This window comes from Salmonella sp. 32100201201700099SM, assembly GCF_017572645.1.
Classification (GTDB): Bacteria; Pseudomonadota; Gammaproteobacteria; order Enterobacterales; family Enterobacteriaceae; genus Salmonella; species Salmonella enterica.
On sequence record NZ_JAGERQ010000003.1, the window covers coordinates 224,517 to 246,061 of the forward strand.

The following is a 21,545-nucleotide window of genomic DNA, read 5'->3' on the forward strand; positions in this document are numbered from 1 at the left end:
ATTTATGTCCCGTAAAGACCTTGCCAATGCGATTCGTGCGCTGAGCATGGATGCCGTTCAAAAAGCCAATTCCGGGCACCCCGGCGCGCCGATGGGGATGGCGGATATCGCTGAAGTGCTATGGAACGATTTTCTTAAACATAACCCCACCGATCCGACCTGGTATGACCGTGACCGTTTTATCCTTTCCAACGGTCACGCCTCCATGCTGCTCTATAGTCTGCTGCATTTAACCGGTTATGACCTGCCGCTGGAGGAGTTAAAAAACTTCCGTCAACTGCACTCTAAAACGCCTGGTCACCCGGAGATTGGCTATACGCCCGGCGTTGAAACCACCACCGGGCCGCTGGGCCAGGGGCTGGCGAATGCCGTCGGGCTGGCGATTGCCGAGCGTACGTTAGGCGCACAGTTCAACCGGCCGGACCATGAGATTGTCGACCACTACACCTATGTCTTTATGGGCGACGGCTGTCTGATGGAGGGGATCTCGCATGAGGTGTGTTCGCTGGCTGGTACGCTGGGGCTGGGCAAACTGATCGGCTTTTATGATCACAACGGCATCTCCATTGATGGCGAAACCGAAGGCTGGTTTACCGACGATACCGCCAAACGTTTTGAAGCCTACCACTGGCATGTCGTGCATGACATTGACGGGCACGATCCGGAGGCGGTGAAAAAAGCCATTCTGGAAGCCCAGAGCGTAAAAGATAAACCTTCGCTAATTATCTGTCGGACGGTGATAGGTTTTGGCTCGCCGAATAAAGCCGGGAAGGAGGAGTCGCACGGCGCGGCGCTGGGCGAAGAAGAGGTGGCGCTGACCCGCCAGAAGCTGGGATGGCACCATCCGGCGTTCGAGATCCCAAAAGAGATTTACCGCGCGTGGGATGGTCGTGAAAAAGGCGAGAAAGCGCAGCGGCAGTGGCAGGAAAAGTTTGCAGCTTATGAGAAGGCTTATCCTGAGCTGGCCGCGAAGTTTACCCGCCGGATGAGCGGCGGACTGCCGGAGACATGGGAATCCGCCACGCAAAAATTTATTAACGACTTGCAGGCTAATCCGGCCAAAATCGCCACCCGTAAAGCATCGCAAAATACGCTCAATGCCTATGGTCCCCTGTTGCCGGAACTGTTAGGCGGATCGGCGGATCTGGCGCCAAGCAACCTGACTATCTGGAAAGGTTCGACCTCGTTGAAAGAGGATCCGGCAGGTAATTATATCCACTATGGCGTGCGCGAATTCGGCATGACCGCCATTGCCAACGGCATCGCCCATCACGGCGGCTTTGTACCGTATACCGCCACGTTTCTGATGTTTGTCGAATATGCGCGTAACGCGGCGCGTATGGCGGCCTTAATGAAAGCCCGGCAGATTATGGTCCATACCCACGACTCCATCGGTTTGGGCGAAGATGGCCCGACGCACCAGGCCGTGGAACAACTGGCGAGCCTGCGCTTAACGCCAAACTTCAGCACCTGGCGTCCCTGCGATCAGGTTGAGGCGGCGGTCGGCTGGAAGCTGGCCATTGAACGTCAGCACGGGCCGACGGCGTTGATTCTCTCGCGGCAGAATCTGGCGCAGGTGGAACGCACGCCGGAACAGGTGAAAGCGATTGCTCGCGGCGGTTATATTCTGAAAGATAGCGGCGGCAAGCCGGATATCATTCTGATCGCTACCGGATCGGAAATGGAAATTACCCTCCAGGCGGCGGAAAAATTGACTGGCGAGGGGCATAACGTTCGCGTGGTGTCGTTGCCTTCAACGGATATTTTCGATGCGCAGGACGAGGCATATCGCGAATCAGTGCTACCGGCGCACGTGACCGCCCGCGTCGCGGTGGAAGCCGGTATAGCCGACTACTGGTATAAATATGTTGGCCTAAAAGGCGCAATTATCGGCATGACGGGATACGGTGAATCCGCCCCGGCTGACAAACTGTTCCCGTATTTTGGCTTTACCGTGGAAAATATTGTAGAAAAAGCCCGCCGGGTGCTGAACATCAAAGGCTAAGGCGAGCGTTAGCAACACAGACTTTGCGCAGTCTGCAGACCTGTTCTGTAGGCTGTGCAAAATTACTTCGTAGACTCAGGCGCATCTGACTGCCCGATAACGACCTCATCAATGGATTTATGGCACATCAGGCAAAAGGCCTTTTTTTTATGCGCCTGCAATGTTGAATCCCACGCCGCTGATCCGCCTTCTTTATTCACTTTTTCTCTTATCGCCGCCAGCCGATCTATTTCATAATAAGCGCTCAGGCAGCCACAATGGGGGCATAATACGGGGCCATTATTTATTTTCATACTATTTCCTGCTGTGGTGAGGCTCTCGGGTAAAGTAACAATCCTACCGTAACGTAGCAATCTCTATACCATAAATGAAACCTCAATAGGTGTATCCCTATTCTGAAAAGGGGATAACGACCAGGATTCAACGCGTGATCCACAGCGTAGGCCAGGCATCCGGCCCGTGCCAGTTATCGCAGCTCGGTTCTTCGGCATAACGCACCAGACGAAAACGATCGCCATCATAACGCCAGCGCGTCTGGACACCGCAGTCGGTTAACCCCCGCCCTTTCGCCAACGTCACCAGCTCGCGCGTTTTCTCGTCAAAGAAGGCGTTCATCAACTCCATGTCATTACTTTCGACGCCGCGATTAAACGGCAGCCGCAAATGTACGGCGCGCGAGACGAGCGTTTTTTTGCGTGAAACTACCCAGGCGAGATCAATAGTGTTATAGGCGCCGGCTTCGCAGTTAACAATCAATAACGCTTTATCATCCGTCAACGCGCTGACCTGCGTCTCGCGACGCAGCGGGTCAAGCGAACAACGAATGCCGTTTACCCGCCATGCTGCGTAGTCCAGCAGATCGTCGCGTTCTTCCTCACTCAGCGGTACGGGCGTTGGATTAATAACGGCGATCCCCTTTAATGCCGGTGCCGGGGGCACGCTGAGCGGCGGTTCGTTTCCTTTTTCAATCCAGGCGGTTTCGCTGCCCACACGTTTTTGTTGCGCGTCGATAAACAGTAATGCCGCTTTTAATCCCGCCAGCGAAAGCGTCTGAACGCCGTTTTTTAAGGTGATAGCCTGCGCATCCTGAATCGTCTGTAAAAATGCGGTGATGGTGGCAGGATCGCCGGTCATGAGATGCCAGGGCGACACGCGCCAGTGTGGACCGTTGAACGAAAGCGGTTTGCCATCCAGCAATAAGCGAGGCGCAATTGCGGCTTCTTTAGCGTCGGGCGGCGCCAAACCGCCACGATCGATACGCAGTACCGCATCGGTACGCGCCCCGGCGCTGCGGCTTAATGTCATCACCAGCCCATGATGTTCGCCAGTATTGCGCGCTACGCAAAAATTTTGGTTATTGCAGGTGACCTGCCAGTCGGAAAAAGTCCGTTGCGCTGGCGCAGCCCACAGTAGCTGGACCGGCAACAGGCCAAACAGACAAAAAAGAATAACGCGGTAGCGCATGAACGGAACAACCCCAGATTCAGAACAACACAGCTCAGGCGGTATCTTCCTTGCGCGCCTCAGGGTTCTCAATCAGATTTATCGGATTGGTCTTTTTTGTGTAAAGAAATATATTTCTTTTTTTTCAGTCCATTAGATGAGACGTCTGTAAATAGTTAAGCAATAACACGGTCTTACCGTCCCGAATCTCGCCTGAGCGCACCATTTCCAGCGCCCGGGAAAACGGCAGTTCAAGCACCTCAATCTCTTCGTCCTCCACGCCGCCGCCGATGCTGGCACGCTCGCTATCATGATATTCGGCAATGAAGAAATGAATCAGCTCCGTGACGCCGCCTGGCGACATATACAGCTCAAATATCTTGCGTACCTCGCCAACGTCATACCCTGTCTCTTCAATGGCCTCTTTACGGATACAGACCTCCGGCTCGTCGTTATCAAGCAGGCCAGCGCAGGTTTCAATTAACATACCGTCTTGATTACCGTTGACCCATGTCGCCACGCGAAACTGACGAACCAGAAGCACGGTTTTTTTAGTTGAGTTGTAAAGCAGAATAGTTGCGCCATTCCCGCGATCGTAAACCTCACGCTTGTGACGGATAACCTCGCCATTACGACGGGTCAGGTCATAGGTAATGTTGCGCAGAGTAAAATAATTATCAGAAAGAATTTTATCCTTAATAAGCGTAATGGTTTGCGACATGCTGGCTCCAGGGTGTAAAAAGAGCATTAATATTACGCCGTGAGGTCGGTTTTGTCTGCTGAAGGGTTAATCCTTAATGCCGACTGAACGGATGTACAGCCATATTTTTCTGTCACTGCCATGACCATATTCTGCTTCTCCGGGCCGCAGAGTCCATGCTCGCGATATGATTTGACGGCCGGAGTGAGACTGAGGGAATCATCATGAAATTTACTCTCGTTGCGACGGTTCTACTGACGTTTTCCCTTTCAGCTTTTGCCGTTGAGTATCCGGTATTGACCACCGCGAGCCCTGATCAGGTGGGGTTTGATAGCCAAAAACTTCACCGACTTGATGGCTGGATTCAAAATCAAATTGATGCCGGATATCCCAGCATCAATCTTCTGGTGATAAAAGATAATCATATTGTTCTACAAAAAGCCTGGGGCTATGCCAAAAAATATGACGGTTCCACGCTGTTAGCCCATCCCATTCGGGCGACCACTAACACGATGTATGACCTGGCTTCAAACACAAAAATGTATGCCACTAATTTCGCATTGCAAAAACTAGTGTATGAAGGAAAAATAGATGTCAATGATTTGGTATCAAAATATATCCCCGGCGTTAAGGATATGCCTGGGGATAAAATAAAAGGCAAAGATAAACTCCGCATTATTGATATTCTTCATCACGTCGCGGGCTTTCCTGCCGACCCACAATATCCCAATAAAAACGTCGCCGGTAAATTATTTTCACAGAGTAAAAGCACTACTCTGGAGATGATTAAAAAGACACCGCTGGAATATCAACCTGGGTCGAAGCATATCTACAGCGACGTGGATTATATGATTCTTGGTTTTATCATTGAATCGATAACGGCAATGCCATTAGATCGCTACGTCGAAACCACCATTTATAAACCGCTCGGATTAAAACATACCGTCTTTAACCCGCTGATGAAAGGCTTCACGCCGCCACAAATCGCCGCAACGGAACTACACGGCAATACGCGTGACGGCGTGATTCATTTCCCCAATATTCGCACCAATACACTATGGGGCCAGGTGCATGACGAAAAAGCCTGGTACTCAATGGGCGGCGTTTCAGGACACGCCGGACTGTTTTCTGACACCCATGATATGGCTGTGTTAATGCAAGTCATGCTCAATGGGGGCGGCTACGGTAACGTGAAGCTATTCGACGACAAAACGGTTGCGCAGTTTACTCGCCGCTCGCCAGAAGACGCTACCTTTGGTCTGGGGTGGCGCGTTAACGGCAACGCCTCAATGACCCCCACGTTCGGGGTATTAGCCAGTCCGCAAACGTATGGACATACCGGATGGACCGGAACGCTGACGTCTATCGATCCGGTTAATCATATGGCGATTGTGATTTTAGGTAACAGGCCGCACTCGCCGGTAGCAAATCCTAAAGTGAATCCAAATGTTTTTGTCAGTGGATTATTACCTGCGGCGACGTATGGCTGGATTGTTGACCAGATATATGGTTCCTTAAAATAAAAATTAAGAGCCTATCCCACCAGGCGTTATTGGCGCAGCCAGTTTGGACACGGACAGCGCGCAAAAACCTCACGTACACGTAGTACGTGAGGTTTGACTCGCTACGCTCGCCCTTCGGGCCGCCGCAAGCGGCGTTCAAAACGCTAACGCGTTTTGGCGAGCACTGCCCAGGACCAAAATGGCAAGTAAAATAGCCCTAATGGGATAGGCTCTAAGAAGGGATTCTGATAGCGTCCCTTCCTTCAATTTACACTCTATTTTCAATACTAAGATTGGCCTCATCAGGCCTGTTAAACGTCGACCCGACGGGAAAATGTTTATCGCAGGGCGTCCAGCCCTGCGAGCGTCAACATTTCTGCAAACGGAGTAAGGTTAGCCAATAAGTTTAAGATTTTTTATCACTCAATCATTTAACCGTTCCAGGCCTTAACCGGCCTACAAATACGCTTATTTAGCTAACCAGTCGAGTATCCCCTGCGCGGCATGTCGGCCTTCTGCCATCGCCGTCACCACCAGATCGGCGCCGCGCACCGCATCGCCGCCGGCGAAAATTTTCGGGTTGGACGTCTGGTAACGAAACTCGCTCTCGACGCTAGCGGCAATACGTCCCCAGTTATCCACCTTCACGCCATGCGATTCCAGCCACGACATACCATGCGGATGAAAACCAAACGCCATAATGACCGCATCCGCCGGCATCACGAACTCGCTGTCCGGTACAGGTACCGGGCGGCGTCGCCCCTGACCATCCGGTTCGCCAAGCCGCGTACGCAAAAAGCGAATACCGCTGGCGCGCCCGTGCGTATCCAGCACCAACTCAACCGGCTGAACGTTAAATTCAAAGTTCGCGCCCTCTTCCCGCGCGTTTTTCACCTCTTTTTTCGACCCCGGCATATTGGCCTCATCGCGGCGATAAGCGCAGGTGACGTTAGCAGCGCCATGACGCAGCGCCGTACGTACGCAGTCCATTGCGGTGTCACCGCCGCCCAGCACAACCACGTTAAGGCCCGCAGTATCAATAAACGGCTCGTCAGGCAACGCCGGAAGCCCCATCACCTGTTTGGTATTGGCGATGAGGAATGGCAACGCATCATATACCCCCGGCGCGTCTTCATTCGGTAAATCAGCCTTCATGGAACGATAGGTTCCTACCCCGACAAAGACGGCGTCATAACTCTCCAGCAGCGTCTCCAGAGAAATATCTTTCCCTACTTCGCAGTTAAGCTCGAAACGAATCCCCATCGCGCTGAAGATTTCCCGACGGCGCGCCAGCAGAGATTTATCCAGTTTGAAAGCCGGAATACCAAAGGTGAGCAAACCGCCGATTTCCGGATGGCGATCGTAGACGGTGGCGCTTACGCCATGGCGCGCCAGCACGTCAGCGCAGGCAAGACCTGCCGGCCCCGCGCCGATAATCGCCACGCGCTTATCGCTCTTCTGTACGTCCGACAGGTCGGGACGCCAGCCTTTGCTCAGAGCGCGATCGGAGATATAGCGCTCAATGTTGCCGATGGTAACCGCGCCATACTCATCGCGGAGTGTACACGCGCCTTCGCATAGCCGGTCCTGCGGACAGACGCGCCCGGTAATTTCCGGCAGGCAGTTGGTCTGGTGAGAAAGCTCTACCGCCGCATCAATATCGCCGGCTTTCACCAGTTCGATCCACTGGGGAATATGGTTATGCAGCGGACAGGTCCATTCGCAGATACTGTGTTCCCCGCATGTGAGGCAGCGGGACGCCTCACGCTCCGCCTGCGCGGCGCGAAACGGCAGATAAATTTCCTCAAAGGTGGTTTTACGCGCTTCAATCGCCAGTTTATCCGGTTCGCCGCGCGGCGGCGTCGCCTGCATACGCTCGACTTTGCTGCTTGCTGTCCCACGGTGTTGTGTATCAACGGTATGCCAGGGGCGAATCTCCTGCCGGGCGGTACGCAGCCGTCGCGTTTTAGCCAGACGGGTCAACGAGTCTTCGGTGACCAGTTGCAGCGCATCCGCCGGGCAATTTTCCACACAAGCCGGACCCTGTTCACGTCCCTGACACAGATCGCATTTATGCGCGCTGGCTTTGAACTGGTTTGGCGCGACGGGCGTCAATACCATCTGCATGGTGCCGAATGGGCAGGCGACGACGCAGGATTTACAGCCGATACACTTCTGCGCATTGACCTGCACGCTGTCGTTAATATGCGCGATCGCGCCGTTCGGACAGCTACGGGCGCAGGGCGCATCTTCGCAATGGTGACATGTAACCGCGCTGCGCTGGCGCTGATGTTTGATGACAGTAATTCGGGGCTGATAGCGCTGTGGCGTCAGAACATGTCGCTCATCATTGTGAGCCATTACGCAGGCGACCTCGCAGGCATGGCATCCCAGACACTGCTGGCTATTGGCCATAATAAAACGATTCATGGCGTCCTTCTGTTTTGGTTGCAAAAACCTTATTCTTTATATGAGCATTGTTATTAACTGACGAAGGCGGGGTCGGCAATGTTCATCTGCCCAGGAAGCACAACTATCTGTCCAGAACCTGTGGCAGATCAATTTATTTCAAAGCAAATGAAATTGCGGTTCAGCTAAATGCGGGGAGTACCAGTGTGACGGTTAAACGCCCGGTCTCGGCCAGTCTGGCTAAGGCTTTTTTCTATATTGTGCTGTTGTCTATTCTGTCCACCGGCAGCGCATTACTGACGCTGACCAGCAGTTTACGGGATGCCGAAGCGATCAATATCGCCGGTTCGCTACGAATGCAGAGCTATCGGCTGGGTTACGATCTGCAAAGCCGTAGCCCGCAGATTAATGCGCATCGTCAACTTTTCCAGCACGCGCTCAACTCGCCGGTACTGCAAAATCTCAACGCCTGGTATGTGCCGCAGGCGGTGAAAACTCGCTACGCGCGCCTGCACGCCAACTGGCTGGAGATGAATAGCCGCCTACAGGACGGCGACATTGCCTGGTATCAGACCAATATCAACAATTACGTCGATCAAATTGATCTCTTCGTTCTGGCATTACAGCATTACGCCGAGCGTAAAGTCATGCTGGTCGTCGCCATATCGCTGGCGGGCGGTATCGGCATATTTACGCTGGTCTTTTTTACCCTACGGCGTATTCGCCAGCAGGTCGTTCGCCCGCTGAATCAACTGGTCACCGCCAGTCAGCGAATTGAACATGGTCAGTTCGCCCCGCTGCCGCTGGATACCAGCTTACCCAATGAGCTGGGATTGTTGGCGAAAACGTTTAGTCAGATGTCGAGCGAGCTGCATAAACTTTATCGTTCGCTGGAAGCCTCGGTGGAAGAAAAAACGCACGATCTGCACGAAGCGCACCGCCGCCTGGAGGTGTTATACCAGTGCTCTCAGGCGCTGAATACCAGCCAAATCGACGTCCACTGTTTTCGCCATATTTTGCAAATTGTCCGTGAACATGACGCCGCCTGGTATCTGGAGTTAACCGTGGGCGATAACTGGCGGATTAGCGAAGGCACGCAAAGCCCCGACCTGCCGATGCAAATGCTGCCAGTGACGATGCAGGACACGGTCTATGGCGAACTCCACTGGCAAAGCCCCAACGTTAATGCCTCTACGCCGCTGCTGAACAGCGTCTCCACGATGCTGGGGCGTGGTTTGTACTTTAATCAGGCGCAAAAACACTTCCAGCAACTTTTGTTAATGGAAGAGCGCGCGACGATTGCCCGTGAGCTACACGATTCGCTGGCGCAGGTACTTTCTTATTTACGTATTCAGTTAACGCTTTTGAAGCGCGCCATTCCAGAAGATAACGCCGGCGCGCAAAGCATCATGGCGGATTTTTCCAGAGCGCTGAACGACGCCTACCGTCAGCTTCGCGAGCTACTCACCACGTTCCGTCTGACGTTACAGCAGGCCGATTTACCCTCCGCATTGCATGAGATGCTGGAAGATTTACAGAGTCAGACCCCGGCCAAACTCACGTTGGATTGCCGTTTACCCACGCTGGCGCTGGATGCGCAAATGCAGGTGCATTTGTTGCAAATTGTGCGTGAAGCGGTCCTGAACGCCATTAAACACGCCAACGCGAGCGAAATCGCCGTGAGCTGCGTCACACCGCGCCTGACGGCGATCATACCGTTTATATTCGCGATAATGGCATTGGTATCGGCGAACCGCATGAGCCTGCCGGACACTATGGTCTGAATATAATGCGTGAGCGCGCGGAACGCCTTGGCGGCACGCTGAATTTTTCGCAACCCTCCGACGGCGGCACGCTGGTCAGTATCAGTTTTCGCTCCTCCAACAAGGAAGAGAGTCAGTTAACGTAAAGAACGGCAAATCACCGGAAGGCCAGATGTCAGGCTTTCCGGCGTTGGCACAAAAAGTATGCTGTAAAAGCGCATGATAATTTACATTATCTCCTTTATTTCTCCACGTTTGGCTCGTAGCTTGCCGCTACAGTGAAGCAGTTCAAATCTATAACGATATGTAGAAACACGAGGTTCCCCTTTAATGGCGAATTTTTTTATCGATCGCCCCATTTTTGCCTGGGTGCTGGCTATCCTGTTGTGTCTGACAGGGGCGTTAGCCATTTTTTCTTTACCTGTTGAACAATATCCCGATCTGGCGCCGCCCAACGTACGTATTACCGCGAATTATCCGGGAGCGTCAGCGCAAACGCTGGAAAATACCGTAACCCAGGTTATTGAGCAGAATATGACGGGCCTCGATAATCTGATGTACATGTCATCACAAAGCAGCGGAACCGGACAGGCGACCATCACCCTGAGCTTTATTGCGGGAACCGATCCTGATGAGGCGGTTCAGCAGGTGCAAAACCAGTTACAGTCCGCGATGCGTAAACTGCCGCAGGCGGTACAGGATCAAGGCGTCACGGTACGCAAAACGGGCGATACCAATATTTTGACCATCGCTTTCGTCTCTACCGACGGTTCTATGGACAAGCAGGATATCGCCGACTACGTCGCCAGTAATATTCAGGACCCGCTCAGCCGCGTCAACGGCGTGGGCGATATTGACGCTTATGGTTCACAGTACTCTATGCGTATCTGGCTCGATCCGGCCAAATTGAATAGTTTTCAGATGACCACGAAAGACGTGACCGATGCGATTGAGTCGCAGAATGCGCAAATCGCCGTCGGGCAGCTTGGCGGTACGCCTTCGGTCGACAAGCAGGCGCTGAACGCCACCATTAATGCGCAGTCACTGCTGCAAACGCCGCAACAATTTCGCGATATCACCCTGCGCGTTAATCAGGACGGTTCCGAGGTCAAACTGGGCGATGTCGCCACCGTGGAGCTGGGGGCGGAAAAGTATGACTACCTCAGCCGTTTTAACGGCAATCCGGCTTCCGGTCTTGGGGTTAAGCTGGCTTCCGGCGCGAACGAAATGGCGACCGCGAAGCTGGTGCTGGATCGCCTCAACGAGCTAGCGCAGTACTTCCCTCACGGCCTGGAATACAAGATCGCGTATGAAACCACCTCCTTTGTCAAAGCCTCGATTATCGATGTGGTCAAAACGTTGCTGGAAGCTATCGCGCTGGTTTTCCTGGTGATGTACCTGTTCCTGCAAAACTTTCGCGCCACGCTAATTCCGACGATCGCCGTGCCGGTAGTATTAATGGGCACCTTCTCCGTGCTTTACGCGTTTGGCTACAGTATTAACACATTAACCATGTTCGCGATGGTGCTGGCGATCGGGCTCCTAGTCGACGATGCCATCGTGGTGGTGGAAAACGTCGAACGTATCATGAGCGAAGAAGGGCTCACGCCGCGTGAAGCGACGCGCAAATCCATGGGACAAATCCAGGGGGCGCTGGTCGGTATCGCGATGGTGCTGTCTGCGGTATTCGTGCCGATGACGTTCTTTGGCGGTACCACCGGGGCAATTTATCGTCAGTTTTCTATTACTATTGTCTCGGCAATGGTGCTGTCGGTGCTGGTCGCCATGATCCTGACGCCAGCGTTGTGCGCAACGTTATTAAAACCGCTGCACAAAGGCGAGCAGCACGGGCAACGCGGATTTTTCGGCTGGTTTAACCGTACCTTCAATCGTAATGCCGAACGTTATGAGAAAGGCGTAGCGAAAATTTTGCATCGCAGCCTGCGCTGGATTCTGATTTATGTTCTGTTGCTTGGCGGCATGGTGTTCCTGTTTTTGCGCCTCCCCACCTCCTTTCTGCCGCAGGAAGATCGGGGCATGTTCACTACGTCTATCCAGCTACCGAGCGGTTCTACGCAACAGCAGACCCTGAAAGTCGTTGAAAAGGTTGAAAACTATTACTTCACCCATGAGAAAGACAACATTATGTCGGTCTTCTCGACGGTCGGTTCCGGCCCTGGCGGGAACGGGCAAAACGTCGCGCGCATGTTTGTTCGCTTGAAAGACTGGGACGCGCGCGATCCCACCACCGGCTCCTCGTTCGCCATTATTGAGCGGGCGACAAAAGCATTTAACCAGATTAAAGAAGCTCGCGTCTTCGCCAGCAGCCCGCCGGCAATTAGCGGTCTGGGCAGCTCCGCCGGTTTTGATATGGAATTACAGGATCACGCCGGAGCAGGCCATGACGCGCTGATGGCCGCACGAGATCAACTCATTGAGCTGGCCGGGAAAAACAGTTCCTTGACCCGCGTGCGCCACAACGGCCTGGACGACAGTCCGCAACTGCAAATTGATATTGACCAACGAAAAGCGCAGGCGCTGGGCGTATCGATTGACGATATCAACGACACCCTGCAAACAGCCTGGGGATCGAGCTACGTCAACGACTTTATGGACCGGGGCCGCGTGAAGAAGGTCTATGTTCAGGCCGCAGCGAAATATCGTATGTTGCCGGATGATATTAATCTTTGGTATGTCCGTAACAAAGACGGCGGCATGGTCCCCTTCTCCGCCTTCGCCACCTCGCGCTGGGAAACCGGATCGCCGCGTCTGGAACGCTATAACGGCTATTCGGCGGTAGAAATTGTCGGAGAGGCCGCGCCGGGGGTCAGTACCGGGACGGCAATGGATGTCATGGAGTCGTTGGTGCATCAGCTACCGGGCGGTTTTGGCCTGGAATGGACAGCCATGTCTTACCAGGAACGGCTCTCCGGCGCGCAGGCGCCTGCGCTGTACGCTATTTCGCTATTAGTCGTCTTCCTGTGTCTGGCGGCATTGTATGAAAGCTGGTCGGTGCCCTTCTCGGTGATGCTGGTTGTGCCGCTCGGGGTCATCGGCGCGTTACTCGCCACCTGGATGCGCGGGCTGGAAAACGATGTTTACTTCCAGGTGGGGCTGTTGACCGTTATCGGCCTCTCGGCGAAAAACGCGATTCTGATTGTGGAATTCGCCAACGAAATGAATCAGAAGGGACACGCGCTGTTAGACGCCACGCTGTACGCCAGCCGCCAGCGCCTGCGACCGATACTGATGACTTCGCTGGCGTTTATCTTTGGCGTATTGCCGATGACCACCAGCACCGGGGCAGGCTCGGGTAGCCAACATGCTGTCGGAACCGGCGTGATGGGGGGAATGATCTCAGCAACCATTCTGGCTATCTTCTTTGTACCCCTGTTTTTCGTGCTGATACGTCGCCGCTTCCCGCTGAAGCCGCGCCCGGAATAAGCTCCCGGCCAGCCTGATACGGGTCATCGGGCACAAAAAAGGCGACTTTCGTTGAGTCGCCTTTTCTTATCCTCTATGGGAGCGCGGTGCTTTCCAGGCATTTATTTACGAAGCATGACTTCGATAAAATCTTTCCAGTTCCCCAGTTCACGTTCAATCATAATAGCCTCTCTTATTATTATGGGTATTCTACGTAGTTAGCGGTATAGAGAGAAGTTCATTTAACCGATTGTTGCGATATCCTCTGGTTATGCTGTCTATGATATTACTATGGCGCTGTAGCCGTAAATTTTATGTGACTTACTGCAATATTTAGCAACATTAATACCTTTTCTACTACTTTATCAAATTGGGTTAAAAAACAAACAATTGCATATACACAAAATAGGATTTATTCCACGAAGTATAAACAAGCCACATCTGGAACGTTTTGGAATCATTATTCACATTCACTCAACAATGTTATATTGATTGCCGATCAGTGCTGGATAAATAACCATAAACGGCCACACTTATTATCCCGCAGACGATACTATTGATTATTTATTCGAATTTCGCGTTAAAGGATTCAATATGATTACCCTCTATGGCATTAAGAATTGCGACACGATCAAAAAAGCGCGTCGTTGGCTGGAGGAGCATGGCATTGATTATCGTTTTCACGATTACCGTGTGGATGGCATAGACCTCCCTCTTCTTAATACCTTTATTGCCGAACTCGGCTGGCAGCCTCTACTGAATACGCGCGGCACAACATGGCGCAAACTGGATGAAGGCCACCGCAGCGGGATTACCGATGCCGACTCCGCCGCTGCTCTCATGGTTGAACAGCCGGCAATCATCAAACGCCCATTGCTCTGCGCGCCCGGGAAGCCTATGCTGCTTGGTTTCAGTGAATCCCGTTATCAGCAGTTTTTTGATGAGGTGTAGTCTATGTCGTGCCCGGTTATTGAGCTGACACAGCAACTTATTCGTCGCCCCTCCCTGAGTCCGGATGACGCAGGCTGTCAGGCATTAATGATTGAACGCCTGCGTAAAATCGGTTTTACCATTGAGCATATGGATTTTGGCGACACGCAAAATTTTTGGGCATGGCGTGGGCGTGGCGAAACGCTGGCGTTCGCCGGGCATACTGACGTCGTACCGGCTGGCGATGTCGATCGCTGGATCAATCCGCCGTTTGAACCTACGATTCGCGACGGAATGTTGTTCGGTCGCGGCGCGGCGGATATGAAAGGTTCACTGGCGGCCATGGTGGTGGCTGCTGAACGTTTTGTTGCGCAGCATCCTCATCACCGGGGCCGTCTCGCATTTTTGATTACCTCTGATGAAGAAGCCAGCGCAAAAAATGGCACCGTAAAGGTGGTTGAAGCGCTGATGGCCCGTAACGAGCGGCTGGATTACTGTCTGGTCGGCGAACCTTCCAGTACTGAAATTGTGGGTGATGTCGTCAAAAACGGGCGTCGCGGTTCCCTCACCTGTAACCTCACTATTCATGGCGTTCAGGGGCACGTCGCCTATCCGCATCTGGCGGATAACCCTGTTCATCGCGCTGCGCCTTTTCTTAATGAACTGGTCGCTATCGAGTGGGATCGGGGCAATGACTTTTTCCCGGCCACCAGTATGCAGGTAGCCAATATCCAGGCAGGCACCGGCAGCAATAATGTTATTCCCGGCGAACTGTTCGTGCAGTTTAACTTCCGTTTTAGCACGGAACTGACCGATGAGATAATCAAAGAACGGGTACATGCGCTGCTTGAGAAGCATCAGCTACGTTATACCGTAGACTGGTGGCTTTCCGGCCAGCCGTTCCTGACCGCACGCGGCAAGCTGGTGGACGCGGTGGTAAACGCCATTGAGCACTATAATGAAATTAAACCGCAATTACTGACGACGGGCGGTACGTCCGACGGACGTTTTATCGCCCGTATGGGAGCGCAGGTGGTAGAACTGGGGCCGGTGAACGCCACCATTCATAAAATTAATGAATGTGTGAATGCCGCCGATCTCCAGCTACTGGCCCGTATGTATCAACGCATTATGGAACAGCTCGTCGCCTGATGAGCGTTCCGGTAAGAGGAAATAAGCATGGACTGGCTGGCAAAATATTGGTGGATTCTGGTATTGGTGTTTCTGGTAGGCGTACTGCTGAATGTGATCAAAGATCTCAAACGCATCGACCATAAGAAATTCCTTGCCAATAAACCTGAGCTGCCCCCGCATCGCGATTTTAACGATAAGTGGGACGATGAAGAAGACTGGCCGAAGAAAGATCAGCCGAAAAAGTAACCGGATATCATGCCGGACAGGTATCGCTATCCGGCATGCTCCCCACCGCCGGGCATTACGTCGCGTAAACGCTGCGTTCGTCCGGCATCCAACGCAATCAGCGCCTGCGCCGCCTGCGCACGCTGCAACGCCAGCAGAGCTTTACGGCCTGAAATGCGTAGCCGGGCGCACAGTTCGGCATCGCTGGCTTTTTCTTCCAGCCGCCCTCTCAGCGCTGGTAATGGCAATGCGCTGTATTGCAGTAAACGATGCAGGCAACCTAACGATGTCAGTAGCGGGCGGTGCGCGAACGCAAAACCGACCAGCTCACGCCAGTCTTCATCATTAAGCGCCTGTTCATCTAACGCCGCCAGCGGTATCGCCTCGCCGTTCCACTGCGTCAGGATATCCGCATCGCGGCGCAAACGTCGGTGTTCCTGCTGCGCCAGCCGTTTTCCCGCGTCGCTCAGCGGCAATAACGCCATCGCCGTATAGCAACCGCTGCTCGCCTCCCGATGGTTGCCCATTCGTACCAGCACAAAACCGCAGCGTTGCCAGAAACGCCACAGCTCCGGCGTATAGCCGAAGCTGACGGAAAGATAATCACACTGCGCCGCCTGCATGCACGCGCAGGCAATCAACTGCTGACCGATGCCTTCGCGCTGGCGGGCGGGGTGCACCGCGATACGGCTTACGCGACGCCCGACCAGCGTCGCGGCTAAAGGGTCGCTACCGTGCGCCGCCAGCGACTGCGCCACCAGATTTCCACGCGGACGCCGGAAACCGCACCATACAGCCTGACTGAGTTCTGCGGATAACCCGCCCTCTTCGACCAGCCAGAGGGCGCCCGCCACACGGTTATTCGCCGTGGCCTGCAAGAAATGCTGTCCTGGCGCATCCATCATTCGGCGCAGATCCAGCGGCGAAGTACGATAGTGCGCCCCCGACAGTAATTGATACACAGCCCTCGGCAACGCGGGCGTCTCCCCCCAGGCCTGTTGGTAAAACGCCGAGATTGCTATCGCGCCATGTGGCGCCTGCGCAAATGCTTCATCGTCGAATATCAGCGCCTCGCTGACGATATTTTCCAGCGGGCATTCTGGCGCCCAGCGGACAGGCTGACGAAGCGTAAAGCGGTGAAGCTGCGAAAAACGGGCGCAAAACTTAAGTAAAAAACCGCGTCCGGTGCCTTCGTAGCCCTGAACGGTGGTGGTGAGTAGTATGCGGGGAAAGCGCGAAACCAGTTGCAGCAGCAGCGGCGCGGGGATTGCCGCCGCCTCGTCAACCACCAGCCAGTCGGCTCTTGCCCCGCTCGCCAGCAGCGCATCCGGCGCCATAAAGCAGAACCGCTCACCGGCAAACGCTGCCAGGATATCCGTTGCCGTTTTCGCCGGTGCGGTCACGATAGCCGTGTCCGCCATCCGGGAGATGAATTGCCCGGCCAGCGCCGATTTGCCGCGCCCACGGGGGGCAATCACCGTCGCCACGCCGGGCGGCATTTCACATAAACGCGATAAGATAGCCGCCTGCTCCGGCTGCGGCTCGCCGGTGGCGGGTCGCCAGCGTTCACGGGAAGGATAAGATGGCCAGCAAAACGGCTGGCGCTGTCGCCAAAGCAGCGTTTGCGGATCGCGGGAAAGAGTCCGTTTAAGATGCTGTGCAAACTGCGGTGTGGGGATAGGCTGCGCGCAGTCGCTCCAGCGCAGTGAATCGATATCAGGCCTGCTTTCCCACGTCTCGTACGGCGGCATCAGCAGAAGCAGCCAACTTCCGGCCTGCAAGGTCCCGCTCAGGGCGGCAAACGCTGCAGCGTCAAAGCCCTGCCAGGCATCAAATATCGCATGACGGAATTCACGGCCCAGCAGCGTTTGTAACGCCTGTGGTGTACAGCACGGCTGGGCGGGCGCGTCAGGCGCGACCCACAGCCAGTCACCGGGCAATGCAGCGCGTATCGCCTCGGCCCGCTCCCGGCACCACGCCGCATCGCCGCTGATGACCAGTAAACGGCGAATGCCTTCCTGTGTCATTTGCGACGTTAACGCCTGTAGCGCATCGATATCAGACATCCCTGCCCCGGTTTATCAAAAGTTTTTGCCAAACGTATTACATTGCGCCGGGTCGCCGCTGTCAAAGCCACGCTTAAACCAGCTGTAGCGCTGTTCTGAGGTGCCGTGGGTAAAACTATCCGGCACGACGCGCCCCTGCCCCTGTTGCTGTAAGCGATCGTCGCCGATAGCCTGTGCGGCATTGAGCGCCTCTTCCAGATCGCCCGCCTCCAGTACGCCTTGCTGCTGCATACTGTGTCCCCACACGCCGGCAAAGCAATCCGCCTGTAGCTCCATGCGCACCGAAAGGCGATTCACCTCCGTTTGCGACGCGTTTTGCTGTAACTGGCGTACTTTAGGCTCAATACCTAACAGTTTTTGTACGTGGTGGCCGACTTCGTGGGCGATAACATAACCCTGGGCAAAATCACCGTCCGCGCCCAGCTTATTTTTCATATCATCGTAAAATGAGAGATCGATATAGACGGTGCCGTCCGCCGGGCAGTAAAACGGCCCCATTACGGACTGACCCGCACCACAGCCGGTGCGCGTCATACCACGGTACATCACCAGTTTTGGCTGCTGATAGCCGCGCCCCATTTTTTGAAAGAGTTGCCCCCAGGTATCTTCGGTCGTCGCCAGGATCACCGAGGTAAATTTTGCCGCTTCATCATCATTGGGGCTTATCGAACGCGTCGACTGCTGCTGCGAAACCGGCTGACCAGTCAACAGACCGGTTAAATCCACCCCATAGTACCCTGCGACCAACACCACCACCAACAGAATGATGCCGCCTTTCCCGCGCGGAAGACGAAAGCCAGGGCCCCCCAGCGAAGGGCCGCCAGGCCGATTACGTCTGTCCTCTACATTGTTGCTTTCACGACGCCCTTGCCAGCGCATAATCACCTCATTCTCTCTTTGTTATACAGATGATCGTAGGCGGTCAGGCGCAGGATTACCACAGGTAAACGCTATCAGAATGAGGAAAGGATGATACCGGAGAGCGGTTGCCCCCCGGTCAGAAGCGGAATTAATCTAATTTCACGCCCAGGCGATGCGCGACGGCTTCATAGGCTTCAATCAGACCGCCCAGACTCTGGCGGAAGCGGTCTTTGTCCATTTTGTCCAGCGTCTCTTTATCCCACAGGCGGCTGCCGTCCGGCGAAAACTCATCGCCCAGCACCACTTCGCCTTTATACAGGCCAAACTCCAGTTTGAAATCCACCAGGATAAGACCAGCGTCATCAAACAGTTTTTTCAGTACGTCGTTGGCTTTGTAGGTTAACTCTTTCATACGGGCCAGATTTTCCTGACTTACCCAACCGAACGTTTCACAGTAGGAACTATTCACCATCGGGTCGTGCAGCGCGTCGTTTTTCAGGAACAGATCGAATATCGGCGGGTTAAGCTCCATGCCTTCTTCCACGCCCAGACGCTTGACCAGCGACCCTGCCGCACGGTTGCGCACCACACATTCAACCGGCACCATCTCCAGCTTCTTCACCAGACACTCGGTATCAGACAGCAAACGTTCCATCTGGGTCGGGATGCCCGCCTCGGCCAGTTTAGTCATAATGAAATGGTTGAATTTGTTATTTACCATGCCCTTGCGATCAAACTGTTCAATGCGCGCGCCATCCCCTGCTGACGTATCATTGCGGAATTCGAGCACCAACAGGTCCGGGTTTTCCGTGCTGTATACGGTTTTCGCTTTACCACGATACAACTCAGCTTGCTTTTGCATCTTTAACACTCCTGGGTGTGAATTAACGATAAGTATTCATTTCCTGCTACGCCTGCCGGAGACGCCGGCCTGTAATTGTGGTGCGAAATAGCGGTTAAATCGCGTTCTTGTACCGACGCACACGTTTGCGTGTCTTATCAGAAAAAAGGGCCGGATTACTCCAGCCCTGTTAAATTACTTGTTGAACGCTGCCTGGAAGACGGCAACCAGCGCGTCGTTCTGGCTTTGCGTCAGAGTATGCCCCTTAGGATCGATAAACTGCAAGCTGCTGCGGTTATCTAAATCGCCGACCTGCAATTTATAGTCTCCGGATGCCAGGCCCGGGTCGCTAGCGCCCAGATCCCGCCAGTCGCTGTCAGACAACGGTTTGTACGTTACCGCCATGCTGCCCTGAGAGCGAGTGCTGTCGGTGACTTTCATGCCCACTTTTTCCAGCGCGGCCGGGAGGCGTTGCCACACGAGGTTGAACGGACCGCGAACGACCAGCATAGGTAAACCGGTATCATCAGCGGCGCTCTGCACATCCATCGTTGCGGCGGAACGGTTCTGCGCGGCATTTGCCGCATCCGTAGCGGTCTTATCCAGACCGGCGGAAATGACGTTCATCATTTCAGTGCTATAGCGCTGCAGCGACGCCGCATCAGCGACCGGCTTGCCAGCCTGTTCCAGATTAACCAGTTTTACCGTTACCGCCTGCTGATAGCCCTGCGGCTTCACCGAGATTTGATAACGTCCACGATACTGTTCGTCTTCATCCAGGCGGTTCCAGCTCACCCAATCGGTCGTCAGGATCTGGCTGGCATCGTCACGTTTTTCAATCGGATAATTTTTCGCCTGAATCACGCTGACGACTTGCGGCCACAGCGTGCTGCTACGACCATTTTCCACCAATAGCGTAGCGGTATCGCCAGAGAACTGGGTACGCGCGCCGCTCACTAACGCTAACGGCTGCGCCGGCGGACGGATATCCAACGCCTTACCAACCGCGCCGCTCCCCTTCGTGACCGGAATAACGTAGTCGCCGGTCGTTATCGGCAGGATCATTCCTGCCGGGGCGTGAAGTTCAGCAAGCGGCGCGGCATCCAGATAGGATTCATCGCCGCTTACCTGGCGCTTGTAGCGCGAATCGGAACTACAGGCAGCGAGCAGCAAAACAAGCGAAACACCCGCAACCTTCGCCAGGCGCGACTTTTGTACTGAGTAAGCCATCAAATCTCCCTAAACTTTACAGCAGGCCAGCATGCTGAAGCGCTGCTTTGACGATGTCACGACCATGGTCCGTGATAGGCGTCATTGGCAGGCGCAGCGTGTCGGTCGCCACAAGACCCAATGCCTTACATGCCCATTTCACCGGGATAGGATTGGGTTCGACAAATAGTTTGTTGTGTAACGGCATCAGACGCTGGTTGATAGCGCGCGCCTCGGCAAATTGCCCTTCCGCCGCCAGTTTGCACATGTCAGCCATCTCGCGCGCCGCTACGTTAGCCGTAACGGAAATCACGCCATGACCACCCAGTTGCATAAAGTCCAGCGCAGACGCGTCATCGCCGCTAAGCAGAATAAAATCGTCTGAAACCAGCTCTTTGATCTGGTGAACGCGGGTTAAGTTCCCTGTCGCCTCTTTGATAGCGATAATATTTTTTATTTCCGCCAGACGACCCACGGTTTCCGGCAACATGTCGCAACCGGTACGGGACGGCACATTATACAGAATTTGCGGCAAGTCAGTGTGTTCCGCGATGGCTTTGAAATGCTGGAACAAACCTTCCTGCGTGGGGCGATTGTAGTACGGCGTTACCGTCAGGCAGCCAACAATGCCGCTATCGTTAAAACGCTGCGTCAGGCTAATCGCTTCCGCGGTCGCGTTTGCGCCCGTGCCGGCGATAACCGGAATACGTCCGTCAGCCAGTTCCAGCGTCATCATCACGACATCGCCATGTTCATCATGGCTTAGCGTGGCAGACTCGCCGGTAGTGCCAACCGAAACAATCGCCGAGGTACCGTTGGCGACATGATAATCAATGAGTTTTTTCAGGCAAGACCTACTGACGTTACCTTTCTCATCCATCGGCGTAACAAGCGCGACAATACTTCCCGTGAACATGGGCCATCCTCTGTGCAAACAAGTCTCTCAATGGTACGTTTGGTATGGCAATAAAAGCAAGCGACCAAAGCCGTTCTGATTGTTGTATGCAGGTTTTTTTTATGGTTTCCTTAAGATT

At 54.1% G+C, this 21,545-nt stretch carries 16 protein-coding genes and 1 pseudogene; 7 read left to right on the forward strand and 10 right to left on the reverse strand.

The features are described 5' to 3' along the window. The first annotated feature begins 4 nt into the window (after positions 1-4). Positions 5-2,005 (forward strand): transketolase, encoded by a 2,001-nt coding sequence (tkt, locus tag J4685_RS06730; RefSeq protein WP_000087334.1) that lies wholly within the window; start codon positions 5-7, stop codon positions 2,003-2,005. Positions 2,006-2,067: 62 nt separating this feature from the next. Here tkt and J4685_RS06735 read toward each other — a convergent pair whose 3' ends face one another. From J4685_RS06735 to nudK, 3 genes are all read right to left on the reverse strand, one after another. Further along, complete coding sequence (locus J4685_RS06735) at positions 2,068-2,298, reverse strand: hypothetical protein (RefSeq protein WP_000700635.1); 231 nt, start codon at positions 2,296-2,298, stop codon at positions 2,068-2,070. A 127-nt stretch (positions 2,299-2,425) separates the two neighbouring features. After that, entirely contained in the window at positions 2,426-3,469 is a 1,044-nt protein-coding gene (locus J4685_RS06740) for a DUF1176 domain-containing protein (protein WP_001270665.1), read from the reverse strand. Positions 3,470-3,593: 124 nt separating this feature from the next. Further along, positions 3,594-4,169 carry a GDP-mannose pyrophosphatase NudK gene (nudK, locus tag J4685_RS06745; protein ID WP_000084033.1) on the reverse strand — a complete coding sequence of 192 codons (576 nt, stop codon included), beginning with the start codon at positions 4,167-4,169 and terminating at the stop codon, positions 3,594-3,596. 203 nt (positions 4,170-4,372) lie between these two features. Here nudK and pbp4b point away from each other — a divergent pair, with 203 nt between their 5' ends. Next, the gene (pbp4b, locus tag J4685_RS06750; protein WP_000673301.1) at positions 4,373-5,671 is read left to right on the forward strand and encodes a penicillin binding protein PBP4B; all 1,299 of its coding nucleotides are present in this window, start codon (positions 4,373-4,375) and stop codon (positions 5,669-5,671) included. A 447-nt stretch (positions 5,672-6,118) separates the two neighbouring features. On the opposite strand, the gene aegA is transcribed toward pbp4b, so the two are convergent. Beyond that, positions 6,119-8,080, reverse strand: a complete 1,962-nt coding sequence (gene aegA / locus J4685_RS06755; RefSeq protein WP_001078924.1) for a formate-dependent uric acid utilization protein AegA — start codon at positions 8,078-8,080, stop codon at positions 6,119-6,121. A 185-nt stretch (positions 8,081-8,265) separates the two neighbouring features. On the opposite strand from aegA, the pseudogene narQ reads away from it, so the two are divergent. Continuing rightward, positions 8,266-9,968 (forward strand): annotated as a pseudogene (gene narQ / locus J4685_RS06760) (nitrate/nitrite two-component system sensor histidine kinase NarQ). A gap of 184 nt (positions 9,969-10,152) precedes the next feature. After that, positions 10,153-13,266, forward strand: coding sequence for a multidrug efflux RND transporter permease AcrD (gene acrD / locus J4685_RS06765; RefSeq protein WP_001263085.1), 3,114 nt, complete (start codon positions 10,153-10,155; stop codon positions 13,264-13,266). A gap of 101 nt (positions 13,267-13,367) precedes the next feature. On the opposite strand, the gene ypfM is transcribed toward acrD, so the two are convergent. Continuing rightward, on the reverse strand, positions 13,368-13,427 hold the full coding sequence (gene ypfM, locus J4685_RS06770) for a protein YpfM (RefSeq protein ID WP_001386977.1): 60 nt from the start codon (positions 13,425-13,427) through the stop codon (positions 13,368-13,370). Positions 13,428-13,839: 412 nt separating this feature from the next. On the opposite strand from ypfM, the gene J4685_RS06775 reads away from it, so the two are divergent. Genes J4685_RS06775 through J4685_RS06785 form a run of 3 tightly spaced genes read left to right on the forward strand, consistent with a single transcriptional unit; the run spans position 13,840 to position 15,555 of the window. Further along, positions 13,840-14,196, forward strand: coding sequence for an ArsC family reductase (locus J4685_RS06775; RefSeq protein WP_000631925.1), 357 nt, complete (start codon positions 13,840-13,842; stop codon positions 14,194-14,196). A 3-nt stretch (positions 14,197-14,199) separates the two neighbouring features. After that, positions 14,200-15,327, forward strand: a complete 1,128-nt coding sequence (gene dapE / locus J4685_RS06780; RefSeq protein WP_001277823.1) for a succinyl-diaminopimelate desuccinylase — start codon at positions 14,200-14,202, stop codon at positions 15,325-15,327. Between the two features lie 27 nt (positions 15,328-15,354). After that, positions 15,355-15,555 carry a YpfN family protein gene (locus J4685_RS06785; protein WP_000383842.1) on the forward strand — a complete coding sequence of 67 codons (201 nt, stop codon included), beginning with the start codon at positions 15,355-15,357 and terminating at the stop codon, positions 15,553-15,555. 26 nt (positions 15,556-15,581) lie between these two features. On the opposite strand, the gene tmcA is transcribed toward J4685_RS06785, so the two are convergent. The 5 genes from tmcA to dapA form a co-directional block, all read right to left on the reverse strand. Beyond that, positions 15,582-17,600 carry a tRNA cytosine(34) acetyltransferase TmcA gene (gene tmcA / locus J4685_RS06790; RefSeq protein ID WP_001279807.1) on the reverse strand — a complete coding sequence of 673 codons (2,019 nt, stop codon included), beginning with the start codon at positions 17,598-17,600 and terminating at the stop codon, positions 15,582-15,584. 15 nt (positions 17,601-17,615) lie between these two features. Further along, positions 17,616-18,479 carry a neutral zinc metallopeptidase gene (locus J4685_RS06795; RefSeq protein ID WP_001267523.1) on the reverse strand — a complete coding sequence of 288 codons (864 nt, stop codon included), beginning with the start codon at positions 18,477-18,479 and terminating at the stop codon, positions 17,616-17,618. 130 nt (positions 18,480-18,609) lie between these two features. After that, a complete protein-coding gene (purC, locus tag J4685_RS06800; protein WP_001171630.1) occupies positions 18,610-19,323 on the reverse strand; it encodes a phosphoribosylaminoimidazolesuccinocarboxamide synthase in 714 nt (237 codons plus the stop codon). Positions 19,324-19,497: 174 nt separating this feature from the next. Beyond that, the gene (bamC, locus tag J4685_RS06805) at positions 19,498-20,532 is read right to left on the reverse strand and encodes an outer membrane protein assembly factor BamC (RefSeq protein WP_000331873.1); all 1,035 of its coding nucleotides are present in this window, start codon (positions 20,530-20,532) and stop codon (positions 19,498-19,500) included. A 16-nt stretch (positions 20,533-20,548) separates the two neighbouring features. Beyond that, a complete protein-coding gene (gene dapA, locus J4685_RS06810) occupies positions 20,549-21,427 on the reverse strand; it encodes a 4-hydroxy-tetrahydrodipicolinate synthase (protein ID WP_000494020.1) in 879 nt (292 codons plus the stop codon). Positions 21,428-21,545 lie beyond the last annotated feature (118 nt).

Coding starts and splice junctions, on each gene's coding strand:
- J4685_RS06795 (WP_001267523.1), bottom strand. CDS start 18,479: ATGCGCTGGCAAGGGCGTCGTGAAAGCAACAATGTAGAGGACAGACGT.
- aegA (WP_001078924.1), bottom strand. CDS start 8,080: ATGAATCGTTTTATTATGGCCAATAGCCAGCAGTGTCTGGGATGCCAT.
- purC (WP_001171630.1), bottom strand. CDS start 19,323: ATGCAAAAGCAAGCTGAGTTGTATCGTGGTAAAGCGAAAACCGTATAC.
- dapE (WP_001277823.1), top strand. CDS start 14,200: ATGTCGTGCCCGGTTATTGAGCTGACACAGCAACTTATTCGTCGCCCC.
- J4685_RS06735 (WP_000700635.1), bottom strand. CDS start 2,298: ATGAAAATAAATAATGGCCCCGTATTATGCCCCCATTGTGGCTGCCTG.
- dapA (WP_000494020.1), bottom strand. CDS start 21,427: ATGTTCACGGGAAGTATTGTCGCGCTTGTTACGCCGATGGATGAGAAA.
- nudK (WP_000084033.1), bottom strand. CDS start 4,169: ATGTCGCAAACCATTACGCTTATTAAGGATAAAATTCTTTCTGATAAT.
- J4685_RS06740 (WP_001270665.1), bottom strand. CDS start 3,469: ATGCGCTACCGCGTTATTCTTTTTTGTCTGTTTGGCCTGTTGCCGGTC.
- tmcA (WP_001279807.1), bottom strand. CDS start 17,600: ATGTCTGATATCGATGCGCTACAGGCGTTAACGTCGCAAATGACACAG.
- bamC (WP_000331873.1), bottom strand. CDS start 20,532: ATGGCTTACTCAGTACAAAAGTCGCGCCTGGCGAAGGTTGCGGGTGTT.
- J4685_RS06785 (WP_000383842.1), top strand. CDS start 15,355: ATGGACTGGCTGGCAAAATATTGGTGGATTCTGGTATTGGTGTTTCTG.
- J4685_RS06775 (WP_000631925.1), top strand. CDS start 13,840: ATGATTACCCTCTATGGCATTAAGAATTGCGACACGATCAAAAAAGCG.
- acrD (WP_001263085.1), top strand. CDS start 10,153: ATGGCGAATTTTTTTATCGATCGCCCCATTTTTGCCTGGGTGCTGGCT.
- pbp4b (WP_000673301.1), top strand. CDS start 4,373: ATGAAATTTACTCTCGTTGCGACGGTTCTACTGACGTTTTCCCTTTCA.
- tkt (WP_000087334.1), top strand. CDS start 5: ATGTCCCGTAAAGACCTTGCCAATGCGATTCGTGCGCTGAGCATGGAT.